The following is an 11,617-nucleotide window of genomic DNA, read 5'->3' on the forward strand; positions in this document are numbered from 1 at the left end:
GGAGCGGACGGCGGCGTCAGCTGCTGAGCCAGCGGTGGATGCAGTGCAGCAGGTCGTCGGCGTCGACCGGCTTGGTGACGTAGTCGCTGGCGCCCGAGGAGATGCTCTTCTCCCGGTCGCCGTGCATCGCCTTGGCGGTGACGGCGATGATCGGCAGCTCGGCGTAGCGGGGCATGGCGCGGATCGCCGCCGTGGCGGCATACCCGTCCATCTCCGGCATCATCACGTCCATCAGCACCAGGTCGATGTCGTCGTGGCGCATCAGCGTCTCGACGCCCGTGCGGCCGTTCTCGGCGTAGACGACGTCGATGCCGTGCAGTTCCAGGATGTTGGTCAGCGCGAAGACGTTGCGGGCGTCGTCGTCGACGACCAGGACCTTGCGCCCGGTCAGCGCCGCGGCGAACGCGTCCCCGGCCAGCGCGGCGTCGGCGGTGGGAGGCGTGAGCGGCACGACCCGCTCAGGGCTCTCCGCCGACAGGTGCAGGGCGATGCGCTCGCGCAGGTCGTCCAGGCTGCGCAGCACCTCCAGCGGCCGGTCCTTGGCGAAGGCCTGCAGCAGCGTCTCCTGGCCGGCGGTCAGCGGCTGCCCGTGGTAGGCCAGCACCGGCAGGCGGTGCAGGTCCGGGTGGTCGTCGAGCGCCTTGAGCAGGGCCGTCCCGCCCTCGACGGACAGGTCCAGGTGCAGCACCAGCAGGTGGTGCCGGTGCGCGGTGAGCGCCTCGATCGCCGACGTCGTGTCCACCGCCGTGGACACGTCGACCGCGTGCTCCGCCGGCCCCGCCGCGACACCCTGGGCCAGCATGGTGAGCAGACCCTTGTCGTGTCCCTCGAGCACCAGCAGGCGCCGCTGCTCGGTACGCCGGTAGGGGTCCGGCTCCGCCGGCGCGACCAGGTGACCGCCGAGCGGGCCGGCGGCCTCGACGCCGTACGGTCCGACGACGGTGGCGGGCAGGTAGAGGGTGAAGGTGCTGCCCTGACCCAGCACGCTCTGCGCGGTGATCCGGCCGCCCAGCAGGTGGGCGATCTCGCGGCTGATGGAGAGACCGAGGCCGGTGCCCCCGTACCGGCGGCTGGTGGTGCCGTCGGCCTGCTGGAAGGCGTCGAAGATCGCGGTCAGGTGCTGCTCGGCGATGCCGATGCCGGTGTCGATGACCCGGAACGCGATGACGGTCTCCGTCGGCTCGACGCCGCCGGGCAACTCGTCCGGCCGGGCCCGCTCGATGCGCAGCTGCACCCTGCCCTGCTCGGTGAACTTGACCGCGTTGGAGACCAGGTTGCGCAGCACCTGGCGCAGCCGCTGCTCGTCGGTGTGCAGAGTGGTGGGCACGTCCGGGCCGGTGACGATGTCCAGCTCCAGCCCGCGCGGCGTGGTCAGCGGGCGGAAGGTGGCGTCGACGTAGTCGCGCAGGACCGACAGGTCGAAGGTCTCCGGGTTGATGTCCATCTTGCCGGCCTCGACCTTCGACAGGTCGAGGATGTCGTTGATGAGCTGCAACAGGTCGGTGCCGGCGGAGTGGATCACCGTCGCGTATTCGACCTGCTTGCTGGTCAGGTTGCGGTTCGGGTTCTGCGCGAGCAGCTGGGCCAGGATGAGCAGCGAGTTCAGCGGGGTGCGCAGCTCGTGGCTCATGTTGGCCAGGAACTCGGACTTGTACTTCGAGGCGAGCGCGAGCTGCTGGGCGCGCGCCTCCAGCTCCTGGCGGGCCTGCTCGATCTCGGAGTTCTTCGTCTCGATGTCGTGGTTCTGCCGGGCCAGCAGCGCCGCCTTGTCCTCCAGCTCGGCGTTGGAGCGCTGCAGCTCCTCGGAGCGGGCCTGCAGCTCCTCCGACCGGGTCCGCAGCTCGGCCGCGAGGCGCTGGGACTCGGTGAGCAGGATGTCGGTACGGGCGTTGGCGACGATGGTGTTGACGTTCACCCCGATGGTCTCGGTGAGCTGGTCGAGGAAGTCGCGCTGGGTGTCGGTGAACCGGCTCATGCTGGCCAGCTCGATGACGCCGAGCACCTGGTCCTCGAAGAGCACCGGCAGCACCACCAGGTGCAGCGGGGCGGCGGCTCCCAGGCTGGACGAGACGGTCACGTAGTCGGCCGGCACCGCGTCGACCACGATGGCCCGCTTGCTCACCGCCACCTGGCCGACGAGGGAGTCGCCGAGGGCGTAGCGGCGCCGGCTGGCGTCGTGCCCGTAGCCGCCGACGACCCGCAGCGCCCTGCCCTCGGCGAGGTCGTCGACCAGCAGGAACGTGCCGAGCTGCGCGGAGACCAGGGGCGCCAGCTCGTTCATCACCAGGCCGGCGACCACCTCGAGGTCGCGGTGGCCCTGCATGAGCCCGGAGATGCGGGCCAGGTTGGTCTTGAGCCAGTCCTGTTCCTGGTTGGTGCGGGTGGTCTCGCGCAGCGACTCCACCATCGAGTTGATGTTGTCCTTCAGCTCGCCGACCTCGCCCGGGGCGTCCACCGTGATGGACCGGGTCAGGTCGCCGGTGGCGACGGCGCTGGTCACCTCGGCGATCGCCCGCACCTGGCGGGTCAGGTTGCCGGCCAGCTCGTTGACGTTCTCGGTGAGCCGCTTCCAGGTGCCCGAGACGCCCTCGACCTCGGCCTGACCGCCGAGGCGGCCCTCGCTGCCCACCTCCCGGGCCACCCGGGTGACCTCGGCGGCGAAGCTGGAGAGCTGGTCGACCATCGTGTTGATGGTGGTCTTCAGTTCCAGGATCTCGCCGCGGGCGTCGACGTCGATCTTCTTGGTCAGGTCGCCCTGCGCCACCGCGGTGGTGACCTGGGCGATGTTGCGGACCTGGCCGGTGAGGTTGTTCGCCATCGAGTTGACGTTGTCGGTGAGGTCCTTCCAGGTGCCCGCGACGTTGGGCACCCGCGCCTGACCGCCGAGGCGTCCCTCGGTGCCCACCTCGCGCGCCACCCGGGTCACCTCGTCGGCGAAGGCGCTCAGCGTGCCGACCATCGTGTTGATGGTCTGGGCCAGGACCGCGACCTCACCCTTGGCCTCGACGGTGATCTGCCGGCTCAGGTCGCCCTGGGCGACGGCGGTGGCGACCAGCGCGATCGAGCGCACCTGGTTGGTGAGGTTGTTGGCCATCTCGTTGACGTTGTCGGTCAGGTCCTTCCAGGTGCCGCCCACGTTGGAGACCCGGGCCTGACCGCCCAGCCGCCCCTCGGTGCCGACCTCGCGCGCCACCCGGGTCACCTCGTCGGCGAACGCGGAGAGCTGGTCGACCATCGTGTTGATGGTCTCCTTCAGCGCCAGGATCTCCCCGCGCGCGTCGACCCGGATCTTCTGCGTCAGGTCGCCCTTGGCGACCGCGGTGGTGACCTCCGCGATGCTGCGCACCTGCGCGGTGAGGTTGTCGGCCATGACGTTGACCGACTCGGTGAGGTCCTTCCAGGTGCCGGAGACGCCCTTCACGTCGGCCTGGCCGCCGAGGCGGCCCTCGGTGCCCACCTCGCGGGCGACCCGGGTGACCTCGTCGGCGAACGACGACAGCTGGTCCACCATCGTGTTGATGGTGCTCTTGAGCTCCAGGATCTCGCCGCGGGCGTCGACGGTGATCTTCTGCGACAGGTCGCCCCGGGCCACGGCGGTGGTGACCTGGGCGATGTTGCGGACCTGGCTGGTCAGGTTGCCGGCCATGAAGTTCACCGAGTCGGTGAGGTCGCGCCAGGTGCCGGCGACGCCGGGCACCTCGGCCTGGCCGCCGAGGCGGCCCTCGCTGCCCACCTCCCGGGCGACCCGGGTGACCTCGTCGGCGAACGACGACAGCTGGTCAACCATCGTGTTGATGGTGATCTTCAGCTCCAGGATCTCGCCGCGCACGTCGACCGTGATCTTCTGCGACAGGTCGCCCCGGGCCACCGCGGTGGCCACCTCGGCGATGTCGCGGACCTGGTCGGTGAGGTTGCCGGCCATGGCGTTGACCGAGTCGGTGAGGTCCTTCCAGGTGCCGGAGACGCCGGGCACCTCGGCCTGACCGCCGAGCTGGCCCTCGGTGCCGACCTCCCGGGCCACCCGGGTCACCTCGGAGGTGAACAGCGACAACTGGTCCACCATGCCGTTGAAGACGGTGGCGATCTCGCCGAGCAGCCCGTCGGCGTCCTCGGGCAGCCGGGTGCCGAAGTCGCCGTCCCGCACCGCCGTCAGGCCCGCCAGCAGCTGCCGCAGGCCCGGATCGGCCATCGGCCCGCCGGCGCTTCCCGCTGCCTCGCGTCGCCGCGGCACCGTCTGTTCGACCACCACTCGCCCCCATCGCCGAGCCGCCGCGCACCGGAGAGCCGTGCGCGGCGACAACATCAACCGCGCAAGTATGCCCATTGCGCGAGCGACCCGCAGGGGAGAGCGAACCGGGGTGAGCTGCGCCGGCGCGGCGGGGACGGAGGTGGGCCGGCGGCGCTCGGGCGTACCCGGATCAACGCGTCGCCGGGCACCCGCACGACTGACGGACCAGCTCCACCATCTCCGCCACCGAGCCGGCCGGGTCGGTCACCGGGAACTGCACCGCGCGGACCACGGCGTCGGGGTCGACCAGCAGGGTGAGCCGCTTGAACCGGTCCACCCCGCCGGCCCGGAACGTCGGCAGCAGCAGCCCCGCCGCGAGCCGCCCGTCCTGGTCGGACAGGAGCGGGTACGGCAGCCGGGCGTACTCGGCGAAGGCCCGCAACTGGTCGGGGCGCTGGGTGCTCACGCCCCGGCACCTCGGCGCGGCGGTCCGGATGAGTTCGTGCCGGTCGGCGTACGTGCGGGCCTCCAGCGTGCACCCTAGGCGCCGGGGATGTTCCCCCAGCCGGCGGAAGTCCCTGGTCGCCGGGGGCGAACGCGCCGGGGAAGAGATAGAGCACCGTCCAGCGGCCCGGCACGGCCGCGACTCGTCGCCGCCGTCGTGCCCGGGCAGCGTGACCGCCGCAGCCGGCGGCCGACGAGCTGGCGCACCCGGCGGGCCTCGGCGGAGTCGGCGAGCGCGGTCGCGGTGAGGGCCCCGTCGCCCATCACGTGCCGGCTGCCCCAGTCCTGGAGGGCGACCAGCACCGGCAGCAGTCCCTCCCCCTTCGGCGTGAGCAGGTAGTCGTAGCGCGGCGGGTGGTGCGAGTACGCCTCCCGGCGCAGCACCCCGTGCTCGACCAGCGCGGCGAGGCGTTCGGTCAGCGCCCGGCGGCTGACCCCCAGCTCGCGCTGGAGCGCGTCGAAGCGGGTGGTGCCGCCGGCGACGTCGCGCACGATCAGGAAGGTCCACCAGTCGCCCAGCACGCCGAGGGCCTGGGCGATGCCGCAGTCGGCGTCGGCGAGGTCCGCCCGCCTCATCCACCCACCCCCTCGCTCGGTCCGCCGTCGACTATAGTCCGTTCCAGATTGGAACTCACTGGCTCGGGGACGGGGGGTTGACGGTGCTGACCGTCGAGCAGGGAGCCGGAGTGTTCTGGCGCTGGTGGGCCGCCGGCACGACCAGCCTGGTCGGGTCGCGGTCGGCGGGGTGGCGCTGCCGTTGACCGCGCTGACCGTGCTGGACGCGACCGCCTTCGAGATGGGCCTGGTCGCCGCCGCCGGCTACGTGGCCTGGCTGGTGATCGGGCTGCCCGCCGGGGTCATCGTGCAGCGGTTGCCGCTGCGGGGCGCGCAGGTCGGCGCCGACCTGGCCCGCGCCGTCGCGGTGGCGTCCATCCCGCTGGCCTGGTGGTGGGGGTGGCTGACCGTCGCGCAACTGGTCGTGGTGGCGCTGGTGGTCAGCTTCGCCAACGTGCTCTTCGACGTCGCCAACTCCACCTTCCTGCCGGCCGTCGTCGGCCGCGAGCAGCTGCACTCCCGCAACAGCCTGACCTCGGCCACCCACGCCGCCACCCAGCTCAGCGGCCCCGCGCTGGGCGGGCTCGCGGTGCAGGCCCTCGGCGCGGTGCCGACGGTACTCATCGACGCGGCCAGCTACCTTGTCTCCGCGGCGCTGCTGCGCTCGCTGCCGGCCCGCCGCGCGGACGCCCCCGACCGGTGGCCCCCGATCCGCCAGATGATCGGCGAGGGCTGGCGGTACGTGACCCGCCACCCGGTGATGGGCCCGACCATGTGGACCGCCACCTCGGTGAACTTCGTCTGCGGGGCGCAGCTCGCGGTCTATCCGCTCTACCTCGTCCGCGAGCTGCACGCTCCGGCCGTGCTGGTCGGCGTCCTGCTCGCCGTGGAGGGCGTCGGGTCGCTGGTGGGCGCCGCGCTGACCCCGTGGATCACCGGCCGGTGGGGCACCGCCCGGTCGGTCCTGGTCGCCTGCGTGGTCTCCGTCGCCGGCGCGTTCGTCGTCCCGCTCGGGGTCGGCTGGCCGGCGTACCTGGCGTTCGCCGTCGGCAACGTGGTCTTCGCCGGCAGCGTGGTGGTGCTCAGCGTGACCACCCGCACCTACCGGCAGACGGCCAGCCCACCCGAGCTGCTCTCCCGGGTGATGGCCACCGTCCGCTTCGTCTCCTGGGGCGCGATCCCCGTCGGCGGGCTGGTCGCCGGCGCCCTCGCCGGTGTCGTCGGCGCGCGCGGGACCCTGTTCGTCTTCGCCGCCGCCGCGATGTGCGCGCCGCTGGCCCTGCTCCGCTCGCCCGTACGCCGGCTGCGCGACTTCGCCGACCTGCCGGTCGACCGGGCCGGTGACCGGGACGTCGTCGGCGCGCGCTGAGCGGCACCGCCCGGGGGGGGCACCATGCTCTCGTCGTTCCCCGGTCTGCCGGTGCGGCCCCGGCCACCGGCGGTTATCGCCTCCGCCCGCCGACCGCCGCCGATAGCCTGGATCGGAGTCGGTGCGAAGGGGGTCACGGTGGCGCAGGAGCGCGCGGTCAGCCGGCGTCGCCGGATGCTCGGAGCCGGCATCCTGGCCGTGATCGGGCTGGCGCTGCTCGGGCTCGGGCTGACCGTCGCCGACGGCGTCCTCGCCGGCGTCGAGGTGGTGCTGGCGATCGTGCTGCTGCTGGCCAGCTACGCCCTGCAGTACGTGGCCCGCCGCGAGACGCTCTACCGCCACGACGACCAGCGGTGAGCCACGGCGGGACGGCGCGGGCCCGGACCGGGACCGGCCAGGCCGGCGCGGCCCGCCACGTCCCCACACCGTCGTAGGGCTGTGACAGGCTGTCGGGCGTGGCACAGCGACCCCCGATCCTGCTGATCGACGCGCCGAGTCTCTACTTCCGGGCCTACTTCGGCATTCCCGAGTCGGCCGCGAAGACCGAGGACGGCCAGCCGGTCAACGCCGTCCGCGGCTTCCTCGACATGCTCGCCCAACTGGTGCGCACCCGCCGCCCCGACCGGATGGTCTGCGCGCTCGACCACGACTGGCGGCCGGCCTGGCGGGTGGAGCTGCTGCCGTCGTACAAGGCGCACCGGGTGGCGCCGCAGGGCGGCGAGGTCGTGCCGGACACCCTCTCCCCGCAGGTGCCGATGATCCTGGACGTGCTGGAGGCGATCGGCATTACCGCGGTCGGCGCGACCGGCTACGAGGCCGACGACGTGCTCGGCACGCTCTCGGTGACCCAGGACGCGCCGGTGGAGGTGGTCTCCGGCGACCGCGACCTGTTCCAGCTGGTCGACGACGTGCGCGGGGTGCGGCTGCTCTACATCGGGCGGGGCGTGGCCAAGCTCGAGGACTGCGACGACGCGGCGGTCCGCGCCCGCTACGGGGTGCCCGCCGACCGGTACGCCGATTTCGCCGCGCTGCGCGGCGACCCGAGCGACGGGTTGCCCGGCGTGCCCGGGGTGGGTGAGAAGACGGCCGCCCGGCTGATCGACCGGTACGGCGGCCTCGCGGGCATCCTCGCCGCGCTGGACGAGCCCGGTTCCGGCTTCGCACCGGGGCTGCGCACCAAGCTGGACGCGGCCCGGGGCTACCTGGCCGTCGCGCCCAAGGTGGTGGAGGTCGCGCGGGACGTACCGCTGCCGGCGCTGCCCACCGCGTTGCCGACCGCGCCCGCGCAGCCGGAGCGGCTGCTGGAGCTGGCGCAGCGGTGGAACCTGGCCGGCTCCTGCCGGCGACTGGTCGACGCCCTCGCCGACCGGCCCTGACCGCCGGCCGGGGCGGCCGGCGGGCCGGGACGGGCGACGCCTCGGGTGCTCAGGTGGAGAAGTGGTACGCGAGCACGCCGCGGTTGACGGCGGCGATCGCCTGCCGCGCGGTGGACCGCAGGTCGGCCGAGGCGCCACCGGAGTCGGCGAGCTGGCCGAGCAGGTCGACCACCTGCCGGGACCAGCGCACGAAGTCGCCGGCGGGCATCTCGCCGTCGATCTCGTGCCCGCTGGCCAGCACCTTGGCCAGGGTCTCGCCCCGGGCCCAGCGGTAGATCGGCCAGGCGAAGCCGAGGTCCGGTTCGCGGGTGACGGTGAGACCTCGGCCGGCCTCGTCGGCCTCGATCTCCCCCCACAGCTTGAGCGTCTCGTCGACCGCGTCGGCGACCGGGCCGCGGGGCAGTGAGGCCCGCTCGTCGACGTCGCGGCGGGCCTCGAAGACCACCACCGAGACGGCGGCGGCCAGCTCGGCCGGGGAGAGCCCGTCCCAGACGCCCCGGCGCAGGCACTCGGCGACCAGCAGGTCGGCCTCGGTCCAGATCCGGCCGAGCATCCGGCCGGCGTCGGTGACCCCGCCGTCGGCGGAGAGGTAGCCCCGGGCGGTGAGCAGCGCGACGATCCGGTCGAACGTCCGGGCCAGCGAGCCGGTCCGGCCGGCCACCCGCTGGCGCAGCTCCTCGGTGTCCTTCTCCAGCCGGCGGCGCCGCTCCGCCCAGCGGGCGTGCTCCTCCCGGTCCGGGCAGGCGTGGCAGGGGTGGTGGCGCAGCTCGGTGCGGAGCTGGCTGAGCCGGTGGTCCTCGCCGGCGGCCTGCCGGGACGCCGCCGCGGCGACCGCCGTGCCGGTCCAGGGCCGGTGCCGCTGACCTCGGCGGCGAGGTCGCGCCGGGCGCCCGGGGAGCGGTGGTTGAAGTGCTTGGGCACCCGGATGCGGGCGAGCACCTCCGCCGGGGTGGTGAAGTCGCCGGGGCTGACCCGGCCGGCCCAGCGGTCCTGGGTGAGCACCAGCGGGCGCGGCTCGCCGAAGCCGCCGGTGGCCGGGTCGAGGACGACGGCGAGCCCGGCCCGCCGGCCCGACGGCACCCGGATCACGTCGCCGACCCGCAGCCGCTCCAGGGAGGCCACCGCCGCCGCCTTGCGCTGGGTCTGCCCCTGCCGGGCGATGGCCCGCTCGCGGTCGGCGATCGCCACCCGCAGCGCGAAGTACTCGTCGAAGTCACCGTGGTGGCAGGCGGCCTCCACCCCGTACGCCTCGATGGTCTCGGTGTTGCGCTGCACCTGCCGGGCCAGGCCGACCACCGAGCGGTCCGCCTGGAACTGCGCGAACGACGACTCCAGCAGCGCCCGGGCGGGCTCCGCGCCCACCGTGCCGACCAGGTTGACCGCCATGTTGTACGACGGCCGGAAGCTGGAGCGCAGCGGATAGGTCCGGGTGGAGGCGAGCCCGGCGACGTGCCGCGGGTCGGTCTCCGGGGACCACACCACCACGGCGTGCCCCTCGACGTCGATGCCGCGCCGGCCGGCCCGGCCGGTGAGCTGCGTGTACTCCCCCGGCGTCAGATCGACGTGCGCCTCGCCGTTGAACTTCACCAGCCGTTCCAGCACCACGCAGCGGGCCGGCATGTTGATGCCCAGCGCGAGGGTCTCGGTGGCGAAGACCGCCTTGACCAGGCCGCGGACGAACAGCTCCTCGACGACCTCCTTGAACACCGGCAGCATGCCGGCGTGGTGCGCGGCCAGGCCGCGCTCCAGCCCGTCGAGCCACTCCCAGTAGCCCAGCACCGTCAGGTCCTCGCCGGGGATGGCGGTGACCCGGGACTCGACCACCCGGCGGATCTCCGCGCGCTCCTCGGGCGAGGTGAGGCGCAGCCCGGCGGCGAGGCACTGCTGTACGGCGGCGGCGCAGCGGCGCGGCTGAAGATGAACAGGATCGCCGGGAGCAGCCCCTCGCGGTCGAGTCGCTCGACGATGTCCGGACGCATCGGGCCGCGCCAGCGGGGACCGCGCCGCCCGGCGCCGGGGCCGGCGCTGCGCCCCTCGCCCAGCTCCAGGCGGCGCACCGTGTCGCGGGTGTAGCGCAGCAGCTCCGGGTGCACGTCGTGCTTGCGGGCCGCGTCCGCGTCGTGGAACAGGTCGAACATCCGCTTGCCGACCAGCATGTGCTGCCACAGCGGCACCGGCCGGTGCTCGCTGACCACCACCGCGGTCTCGCCGCGCACGGTGACCAGCCAGTCGGCGAACTCCTCGGCGTTGGAGACGGTGGCCGACAGCGAGACCAGGGTGACCGAGGCGGGCAGGTGGATGATCACCTCTTCCCAGACCCCGCCGCGGAACCGGTCGGCGAGGTAGTGCACCTCGTCCATCACCACGTAGGCCAGGCCTTCGAGGGTGGCCGAGCCGGCGTAGAGCATGTTGCGCAGCACCTCGGTGGTCATCACCACCACGGGGGCGTCGCCGTTGATCGCGTTGTCGCCGGTGAGCAGGCCGACCTGCTCGGCGCCGTACCGGTCGACGAGGTCGTGGTACTTCTGGTTGGACAGCGCCTTGATCGGCGTGGTGTAGAAGCACTTGCGCCGGGCGGGAGGCTGCTCGCCGCCGTCGGCCGCCGCCGGCCGCGCGGGCGTCCCCTGCAGGGCCAGGTGTACGGCGAACTCGCCGACGACGGTCTTGCCGGCGCCGGTGGGAGCGCAGACCAGCACGCCGCTGCCCCGCTCCAGGGCCTGGCACGCCTCACGCTGGAAGTCGTCGAGGTCGAACCCCAGATCGAGGGCGAACTCGTCCAGCGCCGGGAACTGGGTGGCCTGCGCGGCCCGGCGGCGCGCCGCGGCGTACCGCTCGGCGGGGCTCGACATGTCCTCAAGATTAGTGCGTACTCCGCACGGCTACCCGCCAAGGCGTCCGGTGGGGTGGTCGGTGGGGGTCGGTAGGGTGCACGACGTGCCGGATCATGCCCAACCGCCCCATGTCCCGAGCGGCGCCGACGACGCCGTCCGCCCGGGTCCGCCCCGCCGCGCCGTGGAGGCGGTCCTGTTCGACTTCCACGGCACCCTGGCCCAGGTGGAGGAGCCCCACGAGTGGGTACTCCAGGCGGCTGCCGCCTGCGGGGTGACGTTGGAGCGGATGCGGGCCACCGCGCTGGCCGACCGGCTGCTCACCGCGGGTCGGGCGGGCGGGCCGCTGCCGGCGCGGGTGCCGCCGCGGCTGGCCGAGCTCTGGGCCGACCGGGACCTCTACCCGTACGCGCACCGGGGGGGCCTACACCGGGTTGGCCGAGACGGTGGACGCCGGCATCGAGGGCTTCGCCGAGGCGCTCTACGAGCGGCTGCTGGTCCCGGAGGGCTGGGTGCCCTATCCGGGCGTCGAGGCCACCCTGGGGGCGCTGCACAAGGCGGGGGTGAAGGTGGCGGTGGTGAGCAACATCGGCTTCGACATCCGGCCGCTCTTCGCCGCCTGGGGTCTCGACGGGCTGGTCGACGCGTACGCCCTGTCGTACGAGGTGGGGCGCTGCAAGCCGGACCCGGCGATCTTCTGGCGGGCGTGCGGGATGCTCGGCGTGGACCCGGAGCGGACGTTGATGGTGGGCGACAC

The 11,617-nt window shown here is 73.6% G+C and carries 5 protein-coding genes and 3 pseudogenes; 4 read left to right on the forward strand and 4 right to left on the reverse strand.

Annotated elements, in window-relative coordinates:
• Positions 1-16: 16 nt before the first annotated feature.
• From JNW89_RS14890 to JNW89_RS14900, 3 genes are all read right to left on the reverse strand, one after another.
• A complete protein-coding gene (locus JNW89_RS14890) occupies positions 17-4,189 on the reverse strand; it encodes a HAMP domain-containing protein (RefSeq protein ID WP_238449390.1) in 4,173 nt (1,390 codons plus the stop codon).
• Between the two features lie 229 nt (positions 4,190-4,418).
• The gene (locus JNW89_RS14895; protein WP_238449395.1) at positions 4,419-4,841 is read right to left on the reverse strand and encodes a redoxin domain-containing protein; all 423 of its coding nucleotides are present in this window, start codon (positions 4,839-4,841) and stop codon (positions 4,419-4,421) included.
• Positions 4,769-5,308 carry a helix-turn-helix domain-containing protein gene (locus JNW89_RS14900; protein ID WP_238449391.1) on the reverse strand — a complete coding sequence of 180 codons (540 nt, stop codon included), beginning with the start codon at positions 5,306-5,308 and terminating at the stop codon, positions 4,769-4,771. The genes JNW89_RS14895 and JNW89_RS14900 overlap by 73 nt, the downstream gene beginning before the upstream one ends.
• A gap of 86 nt (positions 5,309-5,394) precedes the next feature.
• On the opposite strand from JNW89_RS14900, the pseudogene JNW89_RS14905 reads away from it, so the two are divergent.
• The 3 genes and pseudogenes from JNW89_RS14905 (at position 5,395) to JNW89_RS14915 (ending at position 8,032) form a co-directional block, all read left to right on the forward strand.
• Positions 5,395-6,656, forward strand: a pseudogene (locus JNW89_RS14905) (MFS transporter).
• A gap of 138 nt (positions 6,657-6,794) precedes the next feature.
• Positions 6,795-7,013, forward strand: coding sequence for a hypothetical protein (locus JNW89_RS14910; RefSeq protein WP_238449393.1), 219 nt, complete (start codon positions 6,795-6,797; stop codon positions 7,011-7,013).
• A gap of 98 nt (positions 7,014-7,111) precedes the next feature.
• Positions 7,112-8,032, forward strand: coding sequence for a 5'-3' exonuclease (locus JNW89_RS14915; protein WP_238449394.1), 921 nt, complete (start codon positions 7,112-7,114; stop codon positions 8,030-8,032).
• Between the two features lie 49 nt (positions 8,033-8,081).
• Here the strand turns inward: JNW89_RS14915 and JNW89_RS14920 are convergent.
• A pseudogene (locus tag JNW89_RS14920) lies at positions 8,082-10,881 on the reverse strand (DEAD/DEAH box helicase).
• 163 nt (positions 10,882-11,044) lie between these two features.
• On the opposite strand from JNW89_RS14920, the pseudogene JNW89_RS14925 reads away from it, so the two are divergent.
• Positions 11,045-11,617: pseudogene (locus JNW89_RS14925) on the forward strand (HAD family hydrolase); the annotation flags it as partial.

The organism is Micromonospora sp. 4G55 (assembly GCF_016803375.1).